Source organism: Cryobacterium tagatosivorans, assembly GCF_004402215.1.
GTDB lineage: Bacteria > Actinomycetota > Actinomycetes > Actinomycetales > Microbacteriaceae > Cryobacterium > Cryobacterium tagatosivorans.
The window spans coordinates 31241-52938 of the sequence record NZ_SOEZ01000007.1; the positions used below are offsets into that span (position 1 = coordinate 31241).

Below are 21698 nucleotides of genomic sequence, written 5' to 3' on the forward strand. Positions count from 1 at the left end.
GGTTAGAGGCCGTCGGCGACGGCCGCGCCGGCTGCGAGCCACGCGTTCTGGGTTGCGGTGCTCACGGAGTCGTACCGGAGCGCCCCACCGTGGAGGGCCCGGTCGAACGGGATCGTGACAGCTGCCCGGGCGATACCCGAGAAGCCGTCGGCGATCCGCTGCGCTTCGGCCAGAGTGCCGTTCCGTTCGGACTGCAGGACGACAACGACCGCGTTTCGGGCCAACGCGGCCGAGTGCTCGTCGCGTTCGTGCAGCGCTTCCAGCAGGAGGGCGCCGGATTCGGCGGACTCCCCCAGCGCCGTGGTCGCCACGACGAGCTGGTCGGTGTGGTCGATCATGCGCAGCCACCTTGGTGCGGACTCGTCGTTGCCGGAGTCGAAGAACACCAGACGGAAGTACTTGGCGGCAACCGAGTGGAGGGCGTCGAAGTCGCCCTGGGTGATCCGCTGCTTGGTGGCGAGCAGTTCCGGGTTTGAGCGAAGCACGTCGTATTTGTCGCCGGTCTGGTGGTGCACGTACCGGGCCAGGTCGGAGATCTGCGAGGACGGTGAGAGCAGTTGGCCGGTGGCGGGAAGCAGGTCCTGCACGGTGGAGTCGTGGGGGCCTTTCTCGGTGCGCCAGCCTAGGGTGCCGCGGGTGTCGTTGTTGTCCCAGGCGAGGACGCCGGCGCCGCCGTGCCTGGCGAACACGGCCGTGAGCATCGCGGTGGTGAGGGTTTTGCCGACGCCGCCTTTGCCGTTGACGACGGAGATCTTGCGGGGGCCTGGCCAGTGCTGGCTGACGGCTTGAACGTGCCCGCGACGCCTTAGTTCCGCCTCAGACGCGGGGACTTGGAGGCCGGTGGTGCGGGCGAGGACGCCGCGCCACCCGTTGGCGGCCGCGGGCTCGCGCCGCTCATCGACGATGAAGGACGCACGCAGGGCCCGCGGTGCTGCAGGCTCCTCCCCCGCTGCCGACGCGTCTTCCGCGTCGGGGACGGGCTCCGAAACTGGGGGCTGCTCTGATCGCCTCGCCCGCTTCGAGGGCTCGGTGGGCTCCGTCGACGTCGTGCTCGTTGGCAGAGGAGTCACCGTGGCTACCGGCGGCGCCTCGGTCCCCCTTACCAGCGGCGGCTCCACCAGCACCAGCGACGGGGCGCTCTGCGCTGGCAGATCATCGGCGGGCTGACCGGCGGGGTCAGGGTCGTGGAGCTCTCCGTCGGCGCCAGCGATAAGCCGCCACTGGCCGTCCTGGTCGTGGACGGTGAGGTGCACGTTGCTGCCCAGGCCGCTGGCGAGCTTCATGACCCGGCTCATGATTTTCTTGCGCACGTCGACGTAGGTGTCGGCGGTGAGGGTTTCCTGGTTGCCGAGGACGCTGAGCTCGGCGCTGTTGCCGGTGACGACGGCGCGCACTTCATGGCGGGGAACGGATGTGGTGAGGCTCATTTGATGTGTCCTATCTGTTCTGCAAACTGCTTGGCTTCGCCGGTCGGCCAGAGCCGATCCAGCATCGATTCATCGAAAACAGGTTCGTCCAGTTCCGACACGAACTGCGGGAAACGTTGATCTTCGGCCGAGCCGGCTTCGACGGCGGCGTCGGTCTTGAACAGATCTCGTTCCCACTGCGTTGAGGTGGCGAACGCATCGACGATGTAGGAGAACCGGCCCACATAAGCGAGGAACACCCCGGGCTGAAGCGTCATCGCCAGGCGGGCGTGCGCAGGCGAGAGCTTCAGCCGACTGATGAGGTTGCTTTCCTCTTGCGTGTTTTGACGGAAGATGAACTTGTTCTCCATGTCCCCGGCGATCGAATACGCGAGGGTGCGTTCCTTGGAGCCCTCTTCGCCGACGGCGTCGAAGTCGCTCATCTTGTGCAGGATGACGATGTTGGACACCCCGTAGTGGCGGGAGAGTTTCAGCCACTGCTGGTAGGTCCGCAGGGCCTGTTCGGTGGCCATGTCCCGCCACCCTTCCTCGCGGACAAGGTACCGGGTGCGTTTGGCGGAGCGGTCCGAGATGACGGCCTGAATCCAGGACGAGGTGCAGATCTGGGTGAGCTGCGCTGCCAGCTCGCTGCGGTCAAACAACGCCGACGTGTCAACGACAACCATTGGCGCGTCCGGGTCGAACGCGACCGTGCTCTCCCCCTCAAACAAACCCTGCAGGTCCCCGGCAACGAAACGCTCCAGGACGTGCCGGGCCCGTTCCCCGTTGCTCTCCATCTCCGGCCGGTACCCCGGCGCGGCCGCGTCAGGGGACACGAGCGCCTGCCACACGTGGGTGATCGTCGGCCGGTCGTCGGTGGTGCGGATGGCGTGCTCGAGCGCCCAGTTGATGGCGGTGTGTTCCATCGGAGACAGTTTCGCCTGGCCCTGGATGGTGGCCTCGATGACGCTGGTCAGGGTCGCCCGGCGGCGGCCCTGGACCATGATCTCGTCGACGTCGTCCGAGACGCCCGTCAACCGGGGTCCGCGGTCGAGCGGGTTCAGCCGGGCGGTGGTGTTCTCCCCGCCAAGGGCAATGACCTGGCCGCCAACGGCTTCGGCCACGATCACCCACTCCCCCTTGGAGTCGGAGGGAACAACGACCTGGTGCCCGAACGCGAGAGAGCGGGTGCAGAGCTGCTTGATGGTGCCGGATTTCCCCGACCGGTACGCGCCGATGACGAGGATGTTCGTCGACAGGGCAGCCTTCGCGGTCGTGTTCATGTAGAGATCCCACGGGGAGAAATGCCAGAGCACGTCCGCGTTCAAGTCCACGCCGAGGAGGGGGCCTTCATGGCCGAGGCCGTCGTCGGCGACGAACGGGTAGATGCCGGCCAGGTTATGGCTCGTGGCCTGGTGCGGCGGCTGCGCCACCTGCAACCAGTTCCAGTACTCCCCCGTCGACACCCCCGGGCCGAGCGGCCCGGCCGCCGGCGCGGGAAAACGATTGTCACCATCTGCCGTGCCCGTGTGGTCGGTGGATTTGCGCAGCTGGTCGACTTGGCGGCGCAGCTCGGCGCGCTTGGCGCGGGAGAGCCTGCCGGGTGGGGTGACGTTGAAGACTTCCTTGGCCATTACTTCATCCCCTGTCCGAGCGGGAGGGCGTTGACCATGAGCGCTTCGGCTTGCTGGCAGTAGAGGATCTGCGGTTCCATGCCGGCCCGGGTGAGTGCGTTGCGCATCCCGGCCAGGGAGGAGTTCAGTTTCTCCTCGCTCGTCGCCGACACCGTCAGGTAGGCGCCGTACCGGTACTCGCCCTCCCCCGCGACGATGCTCTGCTCCTGATCGATGAGCGCGTCCCAGTCGGCGTTGTCGGCCGCGCTGTCCTGCTGGTTGCGTTTGGCTTTCACCCGCTGGTTGGTGCGCCAGGTGCGCTTCTCATCGTCGATGCGCTTGAGCGCGGACCGAGTTTTCACCGGGGTGAGCACGAGCGAGAAGATGTGGGTGACGGCTTCACCGGAGTTCGGGTGCCGGGCGAACACCAACGGTTCGATGAAGCCGACGTGGGTTTCCGTGCGCGGCCATTCGTGGATCCACATTGTCGAGTGCCAACCCGAATCGGACCGGACGATGTCGTTCTTGCCCTGGGGCTCGTCGAGCGCCATCGGCCCGATCGCCGCCAGGTCAACGCCGGCGTCTTCGTGGAGGCGGCTCTGGGTGGCGGAGAGGTACTCCGGGTCAAACGCCGTCCGGCCAAGCGCCGCCCACTCCCGGACGCTCAGCCATTTCCGCACGTCGAACCGGGCCGCACGGAGGGCGTCGGTGACGTTGGCGGTCTCGATGCGGGCCAACGCGAGAATGCCGGCCTTGCCGCCGCCGAGGTTCTTGATCTGACCCTGGAGCTTGAGCAGGTCAAAGGTCAAGGTCACATAGTTCTTGTGCGAGACCGCGAAGGACTCGGACTGATCGAGGACATCGCCGTAGTTGCGGGCGACCGCCGAGTCGGGGTCAAGGCCGCGGCGGGTGACGGTTTCGGCGTAGAACTGGCGGGCCGGAAGGATCGTCGTCGGCACGGTTCGTTCCTGCAGGGAGACGCGGGTGATGCCGTCGCGCTGGGTGAACCCGGCCAGCACCTGGCCCCAGTTCCGGGCCAGCTCGTTCCGCTCGGGCATTTCGAGCATCAGGAACCCCTGCACCTCGAGCTCCGCGGTGATCGAGATGGTCTTGGAGAACGGGTTGTAAGCCACGGCCTGCCCATCCGTGTCCCACACCTGAATGCTGGCGAGCCTCCCCGGCAGGTTCAGGGTGCCGGCGATCTGCGGCCGCTCCGGCCGGAACCGAGTCGTCGTGCCGCCGAGGGTCCGGCGCACGTGCAGGGACAGCCACTGCGCCGCGATGCGAGGAAAGGCGACCCCGTGGTGTTGGGCGAGACCCGCGATCGCCAACGGCAACCAGATCGGCATCGACGCGAAGAACGCGGGAAACCCCCACCGGTTGATCGAAATGATCGCGATTCCCGCGGAGACGGCCAGCGTCGTGAGGTTCCACATGTCCAGGCCGGCGATGATGCCCTGAGTGCTCTTGCGCGCCAAACGAATCGGGCGATCAACCATCGAAGTGTGAGTGCTCATGCGTGGATCCTTTGGTCTACCTGGTCGTGGGCGCTGCGGATGGCTGCGCCTTGGGCAGCGCGCTCTGCTGCGCGGTGTGCTGCCCGGTGGGTGGAGCGGTTGGCGGGCGGGTGGCGTTGTTTCGCGCCGGGCCTGATTGGGCGCGCGGGGCTGGCCCGCCGCCCGACGGGGCGGGGCCCTGTGTGCGTCGACGTACCGCCGCCGTCCTACTCGCGACTGCTGAGCTGAGGCTTCTGGCCGCCCGGCTGCCGCTCTGCTTTGCGCTTGAGCCGCCGCGGGAGGCGATGTTGTCGATCGCGGAGGTCGCTCCCTGACCGACGAAGGAGAACAGCCCGAACACGGCGACCGGGGCGAAGGCGATCATGATCATCCCGAGACCCAGCGGGAGAGCCTGGATACTCCACATGCTGTCAACCTCGGCGAAACCCTTGAGAACCAGCATCAAGAAGCCCAGGGTGAGCGGGGTAGTCAGGATCAGGGCGATCACGGCGGAGAACCAACGGATGACCCATTGCACGCCGATCTTCATCGGGAACAGCATGAATGCGACCGGCCCCAACGCGACCAAAGCGGCGAGGGCGAGATTGCGGAAACTGAACACGAAGACCAGCACTACGACGCCGATCACGAGCAACGTCAGCACCGCCTGGGCAAGCCAGATGTTCCCGAGACCGCCGCCGAAAATGATGTTCTCCACCGTTCGGTAGAGCCCCTCCCCGTTGCCACCACGCGTGAGCAAGGGGTCGACGAGCTGGTCGACCATGTTCACGATGTTCCCCACCAGCCACAGCGACACTGCGGAGAGTGGAACTGCCAGGAAAAACCGGATGATGGCCGCGGTCAGTTCACCGCTGTCGCGCGACCACAGCGCCGTGGTGATGGCCACGATGCCGGCGATCAGGATGACGATCAGAACTACCCAGCTCCACCAGGCCCACTCGGTAATTGCCGCCGTCCACAAGTAGGAGTCCGTATTGAACGACGTGTTCTCAATCACCCAGGCGATGCCGCCCGTGATCACTGACGCGATGCCGCGGGCCATCGACTCCGCAACCGTGCAAATCGCGTCGACCGCGCCGCAGCCATACTCCAGCTTCAGCTCCTTGCCGCCCGTGTCCGTCAGGGCGCCAACGTTGTCATCCGAAAGCGTGCATACGGTGACGCTGCGGCCCTCGTACGGTACTTCTTTGAAGCAGCGTTCGGGTTTGCTGTCCGCAGCGTTCTCCGGGGAGCAGGAGATACGTGCAGTGCTTCCGGTGCAGTTGATCGGGAATGCGGGTCCGCTCCACGGCTCGCCCTCGATCACTGCCGCCGACGATGCCGCTGACGGGTGGGGTGTCGCTGCGTGTGCGGGGGTCGCTCCGGTGGCGCTCAGTGTTCCCGTGAGCACGAGGGCAGCGGCAACGCCGAGGAGCCAGCGCATGTTAGAAACCGAAGTCGAAACCGACAGCGAACGCGAAGATCGCGTTGACCGCGCCGAGGCCCGCGCCCACCGCGAGGATCTTCAGGATCCACTCCCCCGCCCAGGACTGGTACCGCTCCGAGCCGCCTCCCTTGGTCACCACACCGACGAACGCGATGATCAGCATGATCAAGGTGAGGATGAGTGCTCCGGCCAGAATGAACGAGCCGATGCTGGTGAGTCCGGAAATGAAGGGCGCGTTCCAGTCGGGGCTGATGTCTGGGACATCGACCGCGGTTGGGATGGGCCAGGTGGTGTGCTGCAAGGGGGTGCCTTTCAATTGGTGCGACTAGAGAGTGATTCCGCGGGCTTGCAGGAACGGGACCGGGTTGATCCGTTCCCCGTTCAGGCGAGTTTCAAAGTGGAGGTGACAGCCCGTGGACATGCCTGTGGTGCCTTCTCGGGCGATCACGGTGCCGGCCTGGACGGTGTCGCCGGGCGAGACTGTTGCGCTTCCGAGAGCCAGGTGCGCGTAGAGGGTTTGCACGGCGCCCGGGTGGTCGATCATGATTCGGAACCCGTAGGAGCCTTCCTCGCCGACCTTCACGATCGTTCCCGAACTGGCGGCATAGACCGGCTCATCGCATCCGCTGCCCATATCCATGCCCCAGTGCAGGGTGGAGCAATACGTGCAGGGAGCAGCCCGGGGACCGAAGTCGTCGTTGATCGTGTAGCCGGTCACGGGCAAGGTCCAATCCCCACTGATGACCGGCCTCGCCGATGCGGAGTCCGTGGGGGCAGTCCCCCCGGATCCCAGCGCGATTGCGAACACGACGGGTAGGGAGAGCATCGTCCCCAACGTGGCGAACATGACCAGTACTACTGCGAGTGCCAGCTGGAGGATGCGCTTTGGCCCGATCGCTTTGACGGCTGCAACAGCGGCGGGCGCAGCCATGGCTACTTTCTCGTTTCGGGGAAGAACCGGATGAGTTTGCAGTCAGCTGGGGTCTGGCCGGAACTCTCGACGGGTGCTGTGTTGCCGCACAGAACTTGCACGCTGACTGCGTATCGCTCCTGGTAGCTAACGTCGCCGCGGCCCGTGTAGGTCGCCAGGATGTTTGTCGTGACGAGGTGGTAGCCGTCCGTCATGAGCGCGTCCAGGGAACCTGGTTGGGGGCTGAGGTGGTCGTAGTCGACAAGAACTTTGCCGTCGACTTTCGCCGTCACCTCGATGTCATTGCTGGCTTGTGCGTCCCAGTCGGTTTCCGGCACGATCATGCGCCGGTTGAGCTCTTCGAGCTTGCCCGCGAGTGCGTCCTTCCGGTCTGCCTCGATGTCATAGCGGGGATCAAGGGTGTGCCAGGTGCTGAGCTCGTCGAGGAACTGCTTGCGAGTCGCCAACGTCGTGTTGTATGTGGACCCTGCGATCGCTGCCGCTGTTCCGTAGGCCGTCGCATCTGTGGTGATCGGCTCGGGCAGCCAGCCGAACTTGGTCACCGCCGGGTCTACGACAGAGCCGGGGTCCGCTGCCGGGTCCGCACTGGGTGACGTGGGGCCAGTGGTTGAGGTTGGCGGTGACCCTCCACCGTCTTTTGAGACAGTGATGAGCGCCCCAACGAGCCCAACAACACTCGCCAGCACGACGGCGCCGGCAGCGCTTGCCCAAGCGATTTTGCGCGTTCTGCGCTGGCTGTCTGTGAGTGCCGCACGTTCTCGCCTGGCCATGTCATGCCTCCCGGTAGGGGCGGGCAGCACCGAGCGACAACGAGACACTCCCCCGAGGCCGCTGACCGCTCCCGCTCTTGTGGTCATGCGTGTGGGTTCGTGTAACCCGTTCAGGGGTACTTTAGCCGCTGCCAGTGACACACTCAGCGCACGACGCCTCTCGATTGTCCCCTGGCGCATTTTGTCCCCCTCTCGCGTGCTTGTTGTAAGCTAATCATATAATGATTAGGGTTGGTGTAATTAAGAGAAGCGAGTCGGGCGGTCGGGCAGAATGGCAGAATGCCCCGTTATGTCCGCCCCGCTCACGATGAATTCGTGGAGGAAGCCATTGACGCTTTTGGTAACCGTGCGCGTGTCGCGGTCCTCAGCTACGTGCGACGACATGGGCCCTGTACGCGTGGAGAGATTGCGGCGGCGCTCAGCATCGCCCCGCCGACAACGTCGAATCACCTGGCGGCTCTCGAGACTGCGGGCCTCATTGTTTCGGCGCCGGCGCGAGATCAGGCGAAGAGTGGCCAGTGGGTGCGATATTCAGTCGTGCCAGAGCGTGTTGCCGAGCTCTACCAAGCTCTCGGGCGCGAACTGGGCCAGAACGAGGATTAAACGAGAGCTCGCCGCGTGTCGCGCAATCTTGAATGGATTTAACGACAAGCTTTGTCCCATGGCAGTAGCAAAGGGCAGCAAGATTCGCCGGGACCACACTCCTACGGTGTTGTTCCAGACGCGAGTCGACCCCGCGATCCGCGCGGAAGTCAATCTAGCCGCAGCCGCAAGCGGCGTCTCGACGGGTATCTATCTGGAGGCGCTGCTTCGACGAACCCTCGAGGACCTGGGCAAACTGCCCGTCCTTGATCTCATCCGCGATCAGAAAGAGGAGCTGCTTATTCCAGCCGCTTAAAAGAAAGAGCCCGCCGCTTTCGCGACGGGCCTTTGCAAGTTTCGTAGCTCAAACCCTGTGTGCTTGCCGGCCAGGGGGTTGGAGCTAATCCAGATCAACGGCCCTCACGGGAGGTTTCTCTATGCCACAGAGCATAGCGCACGTGACGCTTGATGCACCTGAATTTGTGTGCGGCGTGTCCACTTATGTGTGGACCCCTTGGGAATTGACGCGCCGGATAAGTCCGCGTGCTGAGGTGCGCGTCATGGTGGCGGAGGCCGATGGCCGTCTCCACATGAATCAGTACCCCCGTTTATACCGTCTCGGGCCTGCCGCACCCACGACGCCGTGGTGTGTCCGCCTGGCCGATGACGACCAGGTGTTCCGACTGTTGTGCTTCGACTTTGACGCCAAAGGCGGCGATGACGCGGTGGAGCGCGCCGTCGATGACTGCGACGCCCTGTCGGGCATCCTGCACGCGAATTCGATCGCGCATGTGGTCTGCCAGTCATCTTCTGGTGGCGGCCGGCACGTGTGGGTCGGTCTCCGCGGCGGCGCACCGGCAGCGGTTGTGGCCGGTGTTGCGCAGGCCGCGCACGCCACGTACCGCACCCTTGACCACGGCATGCTCCTGAACCCGCGCGAAGGCGCAGCTCGCCCGCCGGGCGCCCCGCACCGCGACGGCAGCACCTCGATCGTTCTGCGCGGCCGCGTCGAGTCACTGACGGACCCGACGACGACGACCGAGGATCTCGGCCGGCTCGCTGAGGCGCTGCGTGAGCGTGCGCCGGCGGCCCGGCCGGAGCATTCCCGCCCGTCGGGGCCTCTGGATGCGTCCCACAGAGCCCACCGCGGGCTCAGCCGGTGGGGTGAGGGCCACATGGCCACTGTCGGCGGCGGCGACAACCCGTCCTGGACCGGATTCATGTGCCTCCTGGCCGCTGCTAGCGCCGGGTGGAGCGTCCGCGACGTCGAGCAGGCCGCACAGACCGCACCGGGCATGGAGCACTACCGGACGAAGAACAGCGGCCGCGGCACCCGCCGGCCCCGCAGCACCGCGGAGGGCGCCGAGCGCCTTGAGCGGCAGTGGGCCAAGGCCCAGCAATACGCCGCCCTCCAGCAGTCCCTGCCGGAGGCGCGGGAGCCGGCCGATCTGGCGGAGCTGACCGCGATAGTCGCGGACGTCGATGACATCCTGCACCGGCTTCGGGTGAGCCCCGGCCGGTGGGGTCAGACCGAGGCGGCCGTCTCTCAGCGGAGCATCCTCACTGCCCTGGCCTACCTCACTCTGCAGACCGGCAAACGCGTCGTCGCAGCGTCGATTAGGGATCTGGGCCTGATGGTGGGCCTGGGCCGGACGACCGCGGCTGACGCGCTCCGTGCCCTGCAGGCGGCGGGATTCATTGACCGTGTCCACGGCCCCGACGGGGTGAACGCCGCCGAATGGCGCCTAACCCCGAGGTTTTCCACAGGTACAGGATCAGTCCGGTCACAACCACTTAATAACCCCCGCCCCCCTACCGAACTCTTCCTCCAAAGAACTGTTCTCGTCCGCTCGATCGAGGACCAGCTCACCGATCAACTGCATGACCTGTTTACCCGGAAGGGGCTGGGTCATCTGGCTGGCCGGCTCTACGCGTTGCTGCGGGAGCATGCGTCTCTGACGATCGAGTCCGCAGCCCGGCTGCTCGGGGTCACCGCCCGGCATACCACCGTGATCCTCAGTCGTCTGCGACGTTCGCGTCTGCTGGTGAAGCATGAGGAGGGGTGGGCGAGGGCGCGTCGGGATCTCCGTGACCAGGCCGCGCGACTTATTCGGGTTGCTGGCACGTTGGTCGCACGGCAGGTTGCGTATCAGGCCGAGCGGGTGGTGTGGGCGTGGTGGTTGGCCGAACAATCCACGATGAGTAGCAGCCCGAGGGATCGTCCTCGGAGGGCTCACGTGTCGAGCCGGCCTTTGTTTGATGTGAATGCGCCGGGCGAGCGGGTGTGGCCGCGGTACCCGCGCTCGGGCGATGGCCGGGCTAATCACCGTGAGGCCCGCTACTACGTTAACGCGGGCGTGCTGTCTCCCACGAGCCGGTGGCAATTGGCTGCCGGCTGAGACGTTGATGCATCGGTTGGTTGGCTGATTCGAGGTTGAGGGGCCGTGTCGATCATGTCCGATTTGGGGGATAAACTGGTTGTCTTCTCGCGTTTCTGGGATTTTTCGAAGAAGGAAGCTCCCTGGTGGGTTCTTTGACGTATGACCGGTTCACGGTCGAGTTTGACGACCGGATGTTGGCGCATTTGCAGATCGTGATTGTGCAGAAGTTGCGTCGTGGTGAGAGCTTCGTCTTTTCTTGGCGGATCTCGCAGGAGTCTGGGGGTGGTCGATGTTCGATTTGGTTGAACCCGGCGATCCCGTTGTACTTTCGGTTTTCCGGCAGCAGGCCCCCTGGGATTAATGCGGTTTGGGTGGCTGAGTTGACTGGGTCTGCGAACCGTCCGCAAGGTCTTGTGGCCACCGGTGAGACCCTGGGCTGAGGCGGCCTGCCCTCGCAAGGCTTCCGGTCCGGTCGTACGGTGAGTTCCACCTGTTTTGTGCCCTGTTTGAGGGGCGCAGTTTGGTGCGGCCGATGCGAGCATCGTCCCCCGCCCTTCTCAGTCGCCTTCCAGCCGCGGCGCGCACCATCGAGACAGCCATCGCGTCCCTTGACAGGCGTGAACGCGAGGTGCATGAAATGGAGGACTTATTGCTCTACGGTCCGGGCGAATCCGGTCCGTACCGTGGGAATGTCAGCGTTATCGGGTCAGCAACGACGTGGCTCGAGAGCCTGACGGCAGAACTCGCAAGGTAGGCACCGCTCAATGACTATCAACTGGGGGAAAATAACTGTGAAGATACTGCTTCGTCCGGGCCGGAAGTCTTTCTGATGAGTGCGACTGCGAAAGCGCCTTCGATACCGTCGTCAGGCGCGCGATATGACCGCGGATCGACCGATGCGTTCGGTGACTACCTCACAAAGATTGGCAAAGAAACACTTCTCACTGCCTTGGAGGAGGTTGATCTGGCCCGGCGAATTGAGGTGGGCCTGTTCGCGGCCGAGAGGCTACAACAGGGGGTGTCCGACCCGACTCATCAGCGCGAATTGGCGTGGCTCGCCCATGATGGGAAGCGCGCCAAGAACCGTTTCATCGAGGCCAACCTGAGGCTCGTGGTCAGTATTGCCAAACACTATTCCGGTCGTGGCGCTCCCATCATGGATCTGGTCCAGGACGGCAACATCGGCCTGATGCGTGCGGTGGAGAAGTTCAACTACATGGTCGGCTTCAAGTTCTCAACTTATGCGACGTGGTGGATCCGCCAGTCCATCCATCGCGGCATGGCAGACAAGGTAAGGATGATTCGCGTCCCGGTGCACACGGCCGAGAAACTCAACAAGATCAAACGGACCCGCCGAGACCTCACCAGCATGCTTGAGCGTGACCCGACCGTGGGGGATATCGCGGAGGCCAGCGACATTCTGCCATCCGAGGTCGTGAAATTGCTCAAGTACGATCAGGAACCGATCTCTCTGGCTACGCCGGTCGGTGACGGGGCCGCTGATATCTCGGAGTTGATCATCGACGGTGACTGCGCGCAACCTGACGAGTGTGGGATGCTCGCCCTGCGAACGATTGATATTTCTTTTTATCTCGACGCGCTGCCGGAAAGGGAACAGTCGATCCTGCGGGCCCGGTTCGGCCTGACCGGTGACGCACCGTTCACCCTGGATCAGATCGCGGTGGTTGAGGGTGTGACTCGTGAGCGAGTCAGGCAGATCGAGAGTCGCGCGTTGGCGGCGTTGCGCGTTCCGCGCTTGCGGTTGTACTTGACCGATTAGGTCGAGTACAGAGCGGTCACGTCGGCCAACGCCTGCCGCTTCCCGAGCGGAATGAAACCTGTTCTATCGCGTGTCGTCGGGTCACGGACGCCTGCACCGGAGTGCTCGCAGTGTTGTGATTCCACAACCAGGGGATCGTTCTGAGTCTTCTTTGAAAGTTGGCCGCACTAGTTAGAGGTGGCCCATGTCGTCCCACTCGAAATCGGTGAAGGCAGTGGCTTCGATGAAGGGATATCGTGGCGGAGCGCTCAGGACGGCTTGGGTGAGGGCGAGGAGGTAGGCGACTGCTGTTTTGGTGTCAGGTCTGTCCCACGGTGATTCTTCGGGGATACTGATGAGCTCACTCGTGGGACCTGCGAGCATCTTCACGATCACCGTCTTTCCCTTGGTATTGACGGCCGGTATTTCGAGCGTCAGGGTTGTGTGGCTGGCTGACAGTGCGGCGACCAGCGGAAACAGAGCATCCGCGACCGTGCTTGTGGTCAGGAAAGACGCCGCACCGTAGGAAATTCTTCTCATCGCTAAACCCTCTCGTTTCGGGTGTGTATGTGGAAGCCCCTTGCGCTGAGCAAATGTGGGATACCCCAAATTGCACCCGAGACCAATTCGGGTCAGGGTGACACCCGAATGTCCCCTGACCGCCTCTGCAGAACATGACGCGTCGAAACCATGCCGACAAGTCGGCATTTTGACGGACACGACGACATCGTCGTCTCCGTCAGAGTGAACCGTCCCAGTCGGACGGCTGAGCTGTGTTGGGCCTCGTGGCCACGGCGTGAGAATTGCGTTGCCGTTGCCGTTGCCGTTGCCGTTGCCGTTGCCGTTGCTGGTGTGCGCTGGAAAGTGAATCGTCTGCCCGACAGGGGCCGGCTGAGGGGCCGGCTGAGTCGACGGCCGCGTAGACGCGGTTGGAGCCGCTTCGCGGCACTGTTTCTTGCCCGTTTTTTCCTTTCCGGCAGCCGATCGTAGTTCGCTCCCGGCCCTGCGTGCCCGGTTTCCCGGGCGCGGTCGCAAGCTCCCTTATATCGCCCGGGAAACCGGGCACTCCGGGCCTTGCCGCTCTCAATCGATCTCTCTTGCCGGAAAGGCAAAAAACAAGTTGTTTGAGGGAGAGGAACCCCAGCATGAGCACCATCACCGAGACCAGCACCGACACGATGACCGTGACCATCACCGAACTTGCCGCCGAGTACGGCGAGCCGATGAGTGTCGAGCGGGTCGCCCGGCTCGCGTGGACTCTGGTGTGTGAACCGGGTGATGTCACCGCGGGGGTGTTGATCGACGAACTCGGTGCCGTGGCCGCACTGGATTGGGTCTTGGGCGGAGGCGAAGAGAACCCGGACGTGGCCGTGTTGCGGGAGCGCGTCCTCCCTCGCGCCCAGGTCGGAGAGCTGCGGCAGTTGCTCCGGGCGGTCACCGAGCACGGGTACACCGTGTTGATCCCCTCCGACGCGGGCTGGCCGGCCGGACTTCTGGACCTGGGCACCGCGGCGCCGTATGCCCTCTACGTCGCCGGTGATGCGAGCCTGCTCACCGTGGCTGCCCCGCGGATCCTGGTCTCGGGGTGCCGGGCGGCGACCGGGTATGGCGAGCACGCCGCCAGGGACATCACGGCCGGGCTGGTGGCGCGTGGCCACATCATCTTTGGGACGGGCAGTTACGGGATCGCGGGGATGGCGCACCGGGCGGCGTTGGCCAGCGGCGGGAAAACGGTGGTCGTGTCCGCATCTGGGCTTGGCCGTGGCTTCCCGAGCGGTCACGACGCCCTCCTGGCCCGTATCGCCGAGGTGGGGGCGATCGTGTCCGAGCTGCCCCCGCACCGCTCCCCCACACGGTGGACCTTCATCCAGCGTGGCCGGCTCGCGGCTGCGCTGACGGATGCGGTGCTCGTGGTCGAGGCTGGGGTGCGGTCGGGGAGTTTGAACGAGGCCGCTCATGCGGGCGCGCTCGGCCGGCCGGTGGGAGCGGTGCCCGGGCCGATCACCAGTGTGACCAGTGACGGGTGTGTCCGGTTGATCCGGGAGTTCGGGGCAACCCTGATCAGCACGACTGAGCACGCCGCGGAACTCACGCGCGGGTAGTGCCGGTCGGCCGGAAGGTCGGCCGGTTCCCCTCACACTCCCCCGCTCGGCCGGCCATGATGGAAGTGCTTTCGGCGGAGCCGCTTCCTCGGTCTCACCGGGAACCGGTCGGCCGTCTCCGACGCGATGGGACGCGGGAACACCCTCGCCCACCACCTCCTGAGCATCGACTCCGCACACGGCTACCGCGCCGCCGACAAGATCGCCGCCCACGCCAAAACCAAACACCCGACCAAAGCTCTGCATGTGGCTCTGGCCGTCGTCCTGGGCGGGATCGAAGAGTCCACCACCCGCACCACCTGGTGCCACCCCGACACTCGCGCCGCAAGCTAGCTGAGCCTGCTCGCCGACTGGGGATACACCCTCTCGCCCGTCGAGCAGCTCGTCACCAACCACACCCCCACCACCTAGCCCGGGCCGGGCGCACGGACACCACACCGCGCCCCTCGCGCTCCCCCGGTCAGGGCAACTAGAGGTTCGTGCGGGATCGGCGGCCCAGCGAGTGTGTGCCGAGGCCTATGACTTGGAAGCGGGCTTTCCGGGTGCCACCTTCGCGGCGGTGGCGGGTTGGGCTTCGGCCTTGTCGGCGCGGCTGCGCTGCTCGCGCGCGTCCTGCCGGGATTCGGTCAGTTCCGTACGGATCTGCTCGGGCTGCTGGTCCTGGCTGGTGCGCAGGTCAGCCACGCGCTGATCGCCGTGCGCCCGCTCCCGCTCAGCGTCAGCCCGGGCCGCGTCCCGCTCCACGGTCACAGTGGCGACGGTGCCGCGCAGCGCACTGATCTGCTCGCGGAGACCCTCACGCTCCGTGCGGAGCTGGTCCAGCTGCTCCCGCACCAGGACCAGGTTGGCCTCGGCACGCTTGGCCCTGTCCGCCTCCTCGTCAGCGCGAGCGACCGCGCCCCGCGCACGCTCGTCCGCTTCCGCCCGGGCCGCGCCCGCGGCTTCCGCCCGCACCGTTGCGTCGGCGCGAGCCTGCTCGGTCTCGGCCAGACGCGCCTGGGTGGCGGCCAGCTGCTCGCCCAGCTCGGTCAGCTCAGCCTGGGCCTGACGGTCCCGGGTCTCCCCCGCCGTTCGGGTCTCGGCCAGCTCGGCCGTGGCCTGGTCCAGAGCCTGGCCCTGCAGGTCCAGCTGCTCGCCCAGCTCGGTGAGGGTTGCTTGCTGCTGTTCGGCCAGCTCGGACGCTTCGACGGCGGCTGCGTCGGCCTCGATCCGTTCGGCTTCCGCCTGGCGCTGGGCCTTCTCAGCCCGGCTCGCCCGTGCGGACGCTGAGGCGACCTGCTCGGCGGCTTCGCTCGTCACGGATTCAATCTGCGCCTCGGCCGCGTCGGGGTCGCCCACGGTGCGCAGCTCCTCGACCAGGGCGTTCAGCTGGGCGCCGAGGTGCTCGACCATGCCCGCGACCTGACCGCGAATCTCGCTCGCACGCTGACGCGCAGCATCGACCGGACGCTTCTCGTCCTCCGCGCTTCGCGCCGGCTCCGCGCTCATCCGGCGACGGGCACGCCACGCCGCAGCCCGGTTATGCCCCTCGTCCTCGCAGTACTCCGGCGGCCGGCCAGTCCCGGCCTCCGCGGCCACAGCCGGCCGCTCACACCCAGGAAACCGGCACGTACGCTGCTCCGTCTGCTGCAACACATTACTCATAACGTCACACTAACAGAACTTAACACGAAAGACGTAACAAAACAACGAAAGACGAAACACTAAACGGAGGATGCGCCCGCGGAGACGGTGCGAGAGCGCGTGAGAATGCTCATCTCGATGTCTGTGGACCGTTGAGCCGGCGGTGAACGACCATCCCCACGACCCGTTCCACCTTGATCCACGACCACTTGGGCGCTACCGCGCCCCGCGACCGGCATGGACGCCCCGCGGGGCGTAGCTGTATGCCGTCCGCCGCCAGCTCGCCTGCTACCCCCGCGACCCGGACGGGAATCTCACCGCGCTGGCACCCCGCCTCAATGTCCTGTACGGGCCCTGGAACTCACCGATCACCCCAGCCCAGAACGTCCCTGAACGAACGCGCGTGAGACAGGAAGATCATCAGACCGCTCCCTAGCAGTCCCAACTGGCCGCACGCAGCGATCTTGGTATCTGACAGCCAATTGAGCAATTTACTGACATCGAGATGAGCATTCTCAGTTAGACCTCCCGTCAATCGGACGCTCCGGGTCTGGAGGGGGTGGCGCGGCGCGAACGCTCCCCCGCTCCCCTGATCACTCATCGCCCGGGCCAGAGAATTGCCGGTATTGATGGCATTACCGGTATTACTGTCATTACAGTGAATGGCGCTAATGCTGCCATTGCTGGTAATGTAGGCATTACATTCAATAACAGCAAAAGCAGTAACGCCAGCAAAAGCAGTAACGCCAGCAAAAGCAGTAACGCCAGCAAAAGCAGTAACGCCAGCAAAAGCAGTAACGCCAGCAAAAGCAGTAACGCCAGCAAAAGCAGTATTACTGCTTATGCCAGTAATGACAGCATTAGCTGTAATGTCGCTATTGACCACTAGAGAAACGAGAACGCATGCCTCCGGCACTCAATCGCACCGCGTTGGATCGGGTTATCGCCGTCATCAACGGCAAGGGTGGCGTCCTGAAGACCACGCTCACGGCCAACATCGGCGGGATGCTGGCAAACAACGGGTACCGCGTTCTGCTGGTGGATCTCGATCCTCAGGGCAATCTCGCCGAGGATCTCGGATACACCGACGACGACCGGGACGACACCGGCCGAGCGCTCGCGCAAGCGCTCATGTTTGGCGGGGGAGCGGCACCCATCCGAGAAGTACGACCCAACCTCGACGTCTTCGCCGGAGGCCCAGCCCTCGACCAGGCCACTGCCGGTCTTGCGGCCAAGGCCAACAAAGACCCTGACGGGGCCAAGCTTGCCGTCGCACATCTCCTCGAGCCCATTGCCGGCGACTACGACATGATCCTGATCGACTGCCCACCCGGCGACGAAACTCTGCAGACAGCCGCCGTCGCGGCCGCTAGATGGGCACTCGTACCCGTCAAGAGCGACAAATCAAGTCGCAAGGGACTCGGCGCCGTTGCAGCGCGACTCGATGCCGTCATCGGAGTGAACCCGACCCTCGACCTCCTGGGAGTGGTCCTGGTCGATGTGGGAACCTCCGCCCATGTCGTCCAGCGGGAAGCACGCGAGCACATCGCGGAGCTCTTCAACGCCGACAACAACGTCGTCTTCACCGCCACCGTCCGCCACAGCGAAGCGACCGCCCAAGCGACGCGAGAACGCGGCCTCCTGGTACATGAGCTCGATGCACAGGTCCGAAAAGGCCCGAAGTGGTACGAAATCCGGCGAGGCGACGCTCAGGCACAAACACTCGCACCACGGACGGCCTCATCGGTAGCCGATGACCTTCAGGCCATCACCCAAGAAGTCGTGGCCCGAATCACAGCAGCCGAGAAGCAGGAGGCCCTCGCATGAGCGACGACACCCCCAACCGCCAGATCGGTGGACTCACGCCTCGTGCCAAGACCCAGGATCTGAGTCGACTCCAAGCCAGAAATCGAACCGAACCCAAACCCGAGACCGTTCAACAGCCCAAACCGGTGTCGGTCAAATCGGTCAAGCCCCCACGGGCACCGTCACGCAAATCCGCAACAGTTGTAGTGGACTCGACCGCGAGGATGACCACCTACCTGTCAGCAGCGACGCGTGATCGGGCGAGAGCCACATACCGGGCGACGAGCCACCTCGAGGGTGACAAGAGCTGGTCCGACTTCGTAGAGCGGGCGATTCTGGCAGAGGTTGAACGCCGTGAAGTCTCACACAACGCAGGGGAGCGGTACGTGGGCGACAGCTCGCCGTTACCTGTCGGACGGCCACTTGGCTGAGCGATGACCAAGACGCCGGCAGGATTCACTGAAGCGCGAACAGGCGGGCGAGTACTGTGGCCGACATGGACGACGACCTTGGTGTGCCGAACTGCGAACGATGCCTAGTCTCCATGGTTGTCGAGGGCACAGATGAAGGCCCGTTCTGGGGCTGTCCGGCGTGCGGTTTCGTTCGGCTCGTTTGACGCGCAGCGACCTCTCCCGCTCTCACACGATTTCCTTTGCACGGGTTCGACGTCGCCGCTGGAGTCAGAGAACCGTCGCGACGGAAAGTGATGCGGCGAATGATCGAGCTGCTTCCGTACAGCCGAGCTTTACTAGGAGAGTGCACGAGCGACCGGAACGCTGCTCCCCACAGGCGCTGGATCTCCCGCGCGCCTACGGATTGGACACAGTGTTCCACCTGGGCGATTGTCTCTCGTGACATTACGTATTCCATCGTCGGCGCCAACCCTGGTGCGACGGGAATCCTCGAAACCCAAACCGCCTTTGCGCGAGTTCCTCGGGCCATTGGTGATGTCAATATGCTGACACGTTAAATCTGCTCTGCGGCCTACCCGGTGGAGTGAGAAATGAGCGTGGCTGAGAGGCCGGTGTCTCCGGTGTAGGGGAGAATAAAGCTGTGACTCTGGCCTCCCTTAACCCTGCAGACTCGCCCGAGCTCCGTAAATTGCGCGGAGCTTTCTTCACCCCACAGCCCATTGTTCGGTTCATCGCGGACTGGGCGCTTCGAGACGCTACGGATGCAGTCTTCGAGCCGTCAGCCGGCGACGCTGAGTTTCTTGTCCAATCAGTGCGGCGGCTTCGTGAACTCAGCGACGATCCGGCGTTCGAGCCCACGGTCCACGGTGTGGAGATCCACAAACACAGTGCTCAGGTGGGGCGCAGCCGAGTCCGCGAAGCTGGGGGGCGTCCCCGTATCCAAGTCGACGACTTCTTCATGGTTGATTCAACTCGGAAGTATGAGGCGGCGATCGGTAACCCCCCATATGTGCGTTACCAGGACTGGTCAGGCCTCGCGCGACTTCGTTCGCGCGAGGCAGCACTTCGTGCAGGGGTCTCCCTAACCGGCCTTGCATCGAGCTGGGCGGCGTTCGTTATCCAAGGCTCTTCGATCCTCCGTGACGGAGGACGACTTGGCCTCGTGCTGCCGGCTGAACTCCTCTCGGTCAACTACGCGGCTCCCGTTCGACGGTTCCTCTTCGATCACTTCCGCAGCCTTGAGATCGTGCTTTTCGAGGAGCAAGTCTTTCCGGAAGCGGAGGCCGATGTCGTGTTGCTTCTTGCAGACGGTTACAATCTGGGCCCGACTGATCATGCGACGATCCGGCAGGCTAAGAATGCTGCCGGCCTCGCCGATCTTGAGATCGGAATGCAGTGGGCGCCGGTCGATCCCGCGGGCAAATGGACCGGTGCTGGACTCGTGTCGCCCGCGGCGACGATGCCCCTCGCTCGGCTCACTGCAGGGAAGTCCTTCATTGATTTGGAGTCCTGGGGCGACACAACCCTTGGCATGGTCACCGGCAACAACCGGTATTTCGCACTTTCGCCTGCTCGGATCAAGGAACTGGGCATACACCGCAACGAGCTCCTGCGACTCTCCCCGCCTGGCAGCTCGCACCTGCGCGGTCTTGTTCTCTCCGATGACATGCTCAAGCGACTCGGGCGTGAGGGGAAAGCAACGCGAATGTTTTACCCTGCAGCGGAGCCGTCGGCGGAGGCGCAGGCCTACATCGATGCCGGGCACGCCGCAGGGGTCGATCAGGCGTATAAGTGCCAAGTCCGCAAGACCTGGTACCGCGTACCGCTCGTTGCGCCTGCCGATCTGCTCCTCACGTGCATGAATGCAGATACACCCCGACTTACGACAAACCTTGCCGGCGTACGCCACCTGAACTCTATCCACGGGGTCTACCTCAAGGACGATGTTCGAGAACTGGGCCGTGAACTCCTGCCGTTAGCCTCGCTGAACTCGATCACTCTGCTGAACGCAGAAATGGTCGGCCGGACCTACGGTGGCGGAATTCTCAAACTCGAACCCAAGGAAGCCGACCAGTGGACGATGCCGTCACCAGAACTCGTCAGATCCCGTGCGGACGAGCTCCGCTCAATCCGTGACAAAGTCGCTAGGAAACTTAAGGCTGGCCAGCTCATCGCTGCAGTGCGACTCGTTGACCAGGCTCTCCTGCTCGACACCGGGCATCTGGCCCTTGAGGAGATCGAGCACGTTCGTGCCGCCCACGCCGAACTGACTCGTCGACGCACAACGAGAGGCAGACGTGGCTGAGCCAACCGCCAAGGACAAAGCATGGGTCATATTCGACCGCATCATCGCTGACGCCTCACCCAGAGGAATCCACACCAACCCGTGGCGCCTCGTGGACGACAAGCGGCAGTACATGCCGGACATCGCGATACTAGAGCGTCTTCTCGGCGTCCCCCTCTACCTAAAGGCGACCGTGCGATCGGGCGTGCGGGCTCTCGCAATCGATGTATGGCTCGCTTACGAACTTCGCAGGGCTGGATTCGAAGCAGATGCTGTCTGGCCACGAGCCAGCCACCCCCGTATCCTTCCGGTGCCGATCACCAGCCTCTTGGACGCTTTGCCGAGAGCAGAAAGGGCGAAGCTCTTAGAGCGGTTGACTAAGAAGACAGCGATACCCGGTGTTACCTCGTCGAGCGCATCGATCCTAGGTAAGAACTATCTCAAGCAGGTAGATGTGATCATGACGGACTGGGCGACCGGTCCCGAAATCCTGATTTCGACAAAGCGGATGGACTCCTCCTACGGCAAAAACGCGGCGAATCGGATCGAAGAATCGTACGGAGACGCCAAGAACCTAAGACTTCGCCACCCCATGGCGGCCCTGGGCTTTTTGATCGCTCTGCGCTCTGACGTGAAGGTCAAGGAACCTCTCATTTTCGACTGGCTTACCGACCTCGTGGGGAAGCTCGGCCAGGAGGATGATGCGTACCATGCAACGTCATTGTTGCTTATGGATTATGGCGATGACCTGGTCGTCGAGGAGGAAGATGACGATGAGGAACCTGAAAATCCGCTCGCTGAGGTAGGCGCAGAGCCGGAACCTGGAGGAGCTGAGGACGTCGAGGAAGTGCCGCTTTACGAGATCGAGGCCGCATTGGCCGGTCTTCCTCGAGTCGTCATTCAGGAAGATCTCGTAGAGCCCCACCTCCGCGCATCGCCATTTATTGCCAATATCGTCAATCGTGCGCTCGACGCCACCCCCATCAACCTTCACAAGACGGCTCGCGCGCTTCGAAAGAACGCCGCGGCAGTCGATTAACCCGCGTCGACCAATCAAGCTTGACGCCCAGTGGGGTACACCCCAG

The 21698-nt window shown here is 64.2% G+C and carries 21 protein-coding genes; 11 read left to right on the plus strand and 10 right to left on the minus strand.

All coding sequences use genetic code 11. The features are described 5' to 3' along the window. Positions 1-2 precede the first annotated feature (2 nt). The 7 genes from E3O23_RS00850 to E3O23_RS00880 are packed head-to-tail and all read right to left on the minus strand — an operon-like array spanning position 3 to position 7435. A complete protein-coding gene (locus tag E3O23_RS00850) occupies positions 3-1427 on the minus strand; it encodes a nucleotide-binding protein (RefSeq protein WP_241983257.1) in 1425 nt (474 codons plus the stop codon). After that, the gene (locus tag E3O23_RS00855; RefSeq protein WP_134486908.1) at positions 1424-3040 is read right to left on the minus strand and encodes a P-loop NTPase family protein; all 1617 of its coding nucleotides are present in this window, start codon (positions 3038-3040) and stop codon (positions 1424-1426) included. Before E3O23_RS00855 ends, E3O23_RS00850 begins: the two co-directional genes overlap by 4 nt. Beyond that, positions 3040-4536 (minus strand): SCO6880 family protein, encoded by a 1497-nt coding sequence (locus E3O23_RS00860; protein WP_134486911.1) that lies wholly within the window; start codon positions 4534-4536, stop codon positions 3040-3042. The genes E3O23_RS00855 and E3O23_RS00860 overlap by 1 nt, the downstream gene beginning before the upstream one ends. Positions 4537-4552: 16 nt before the next feature. Beyond that, entirely contained in the window at positions 4553-5959 is a 1407-nt protein-coding gene (locus E3O23_RS00865; RefSeq protein WP_134486914.1) for a hypothetical protein, read from the minus strand. Position 5960: 1 nt separating this feature from the next. Next, complete coding sequence (locus tag E3O23_RS00870) at positions 5961-6263, minus strand: hypothetical protein (protein ID WP_134486917.1); 303 nt, start codon at positions 6261-6263, stop codon at positions 5961-5963. A 24-nt stretch (positions 6264-6287) separates the two neighbouring features. Next, positions 6288-6893 carry a M23 family metallopeptidase gene (locus tag E3O23_RS00875; RefSeq protein ID WP_134486919.1) on the minus strand — a complete coding sequence of 202 codons (606 nt, stop codon included), beginning with the start codon at positions 6891-6893 and terminating at the stop codon, positions 6288-6290. Between the two features lie 2 nt (positions 6894-6895). Next, positions 6896-7435 carry a hypothetical protein gene (locus E3O23_RS00880; RefSeq protein WP_134486922.1) on the minus strand — a complete coding sequence of 180 codons (540 nt, stop codon included), beginning with the start codon at positions 7433-7435 and terminating at the stop codon, positions 6896-6898. Between the two features lie 507 nt (positions 7436-7942). Between E3O23_RS00880 and E3O23_RS18790 the strand changes: the two genes are divergently transcribed. The 5 genes from E3O23_RS18790 to E3O23_RS00905 all read left to right on the plus strand — a co-directional run bounded on the left by E3O23_RS18790 (position 7943) and on the right by E3O23_RS00905 (position 12406). After that, a complete protein-coding gene (locus tag E3O23_RS18790; RefSeq protein ID WP_134486925.1) occupies positions 7943-8266 on the plus strand; it encodes an ArsR/SmtB family transcription factor in 324 nt (107 codons plus the stop codon). Positions 8267-8324: 58 nt separating this feature from the next. Beyond that, entirely contained in the window at positions 8325-8561 is a 237-nt protein-coding gene (locus tag E3O23_RS00890) for a hypothetical protein (protein ID WP_134486928.1), read from the plus strand. 142 nt (positions 8562-8703) lie between these two features. Further along, positions 8704-10644, plus strand: a complete 1941-nt coding sequence (locus E3O23_RS00895) for a hypothetical protein (protein ID WP_134486931.1) — start codon at positions 8704-8706, stop codon at positions 10642-10644. A 125-nt stretch (positions 10645-10769) separates the two neighbouring features. Then, positions 10770-11066 (plus strand): DUF7882 family protein, encoded by a 297-nt coding sequence (locus tag E3O23_RS18900; protein WP_134486934.1) that lies wholly within the window; start codon positions 10770-10772, stop codon positions 11064-11066. 389 nt (positions 11067-11455) lie between these two features. After that, positions 11456-12406 (plus strand): sigma-70 family RNA polymerase sigma factor, encoded by a 951-nt coding sequence (locus E3O23_RS00905; protein ID WP_134486936.1) that lies wholly within the window; start codon positions 11456-11458, stop codon positions 12404-12406. 171 nt (positions 12407-12577) lie between these two features. Here E3O23_RS00905 and E3O23_RS17935 read toward each other — a convergent pair whose 3' ends face one another. After that, complete coding sequence (locus tag E3O23_RS17935) at positions 12578-12925, minus strand: hypothetical protein (protein WP_166790360.1); 348 nt, start codon at positions 12923-12925, stop codon at positions 12578-12580. Positions 12926-13530: 605 nt separating this feature from the next. Here E3O23_RS17935 and E3O23_RS00915 point away from each other — a divergent pair. Together E3O23_RS00915 and E3O23_RS00920 are read left to right on the plus strand one after the other, a co-directional pair. Further along, positions 13531-14487 (plus strand): DNA-processing protein DprA, encoded by a 957-nt coding sequence (locus tag E3O23_RS00915; protein ID WP_134486942.1) that lies wholly within the window; start codon positions 13531-13533, stop codon positions 14485-14487. Between the two features lie 126 nt (positions 14488-14613). After that, positions 14614-14820, plus strand: coding sequence for a hypothetical protein (locus E3O23_RS00920; protein WP_134486945.1), 207 nt, complete (start codon positions 14614-14616; stop codon positions 14818-14820). Between the two features lie 183 nt (positions 14821-15003). On the opposite strand, the gene E3O23_RS00925 is transcribed toward E3O23_RS00920, so the two are convergent. Both E3O23_RS00925 and E3O23_RS17940 read right to left on the minus strand, forming a co-directional pair. Further along, entirely contained in the window at positions 15004-15975 is a 972-nt protein-coding gene (locus E3O23_RS00925) for a coiled-coil domain-containing protein (protein WP_134486948.1), read from the minus strand. 496 nt (positions 15976-16471) lie between these two features. Then, positions 16472-16996 (minus strand): hypothetical protein, encoded by a 525-nt coding sequence (locus tag E3O23_RS17940; RefSeq protein WP_166790361.1) that lies wholly within the window; start codon positions 16994-16996, stop codon positions 16472-16474. Positions 16997-17013: 17 nt separating this feature from the next. Between E3O23_RS17940 and E3O23_RS00935 the strand changes: the two genes are divergently transcribed. From E3O23_RS00935 to E3O23_RS00945, 4 genes are all read left to right on the plus strand, one after another. Further along, positions 17014-17937 carry a ParA family protein gene (locus E3O23_RS00935; protein WP_134486951.1) on the plus strand — a complete coding sequence of 308 codons (924 nt, stop codon included), beginning with the start codon at positions 17014-17016 and terminating at the stop codon, positions 17935-17937. 203 nt (positions 17938-18140) lie between these two features. Continuing rightward, on the plus strand, positions 18141-18347 hold the full coding sequence (locus E3O23_RS18795) for a ParB family protein (RefSeq protein ID WP_420897630.1): 207 nt from the start codon (positions 18141-18143) through the stop codon (positions 18345-18347). A gap of 622 nt (positions 18348-18969) precedes the next feature. Then, positions 18970-20634 carry an HsdM family class I SAM-dependent methyltransferase gene (locus E3O23_RS00940; protein ID WP_134486953.1) on the plus strand — a complete coding sequence of 555 codons (1665 nt, stop codon included), beginning with the start codon at positions 18970-18972 and terminating at the stop codon, positions 20632-20634. Beyond that, positions 20627-21652: a hypothetical protein gene (locus tag E3O23_RS00945; RefSeq protein ID WP_134486956.1), complete on the plus strand. Its 1026-nt coding sequence runs from the start codon at positions 20627-20629 to the stop codon at positions 21650-21652. Before E3O23_RS00940 ends, E3O23_RS00945 begins: the two co-directional genes overlap by 8 nt. Positions 21653-21698 lie beyond the last annotated feature (46 nt).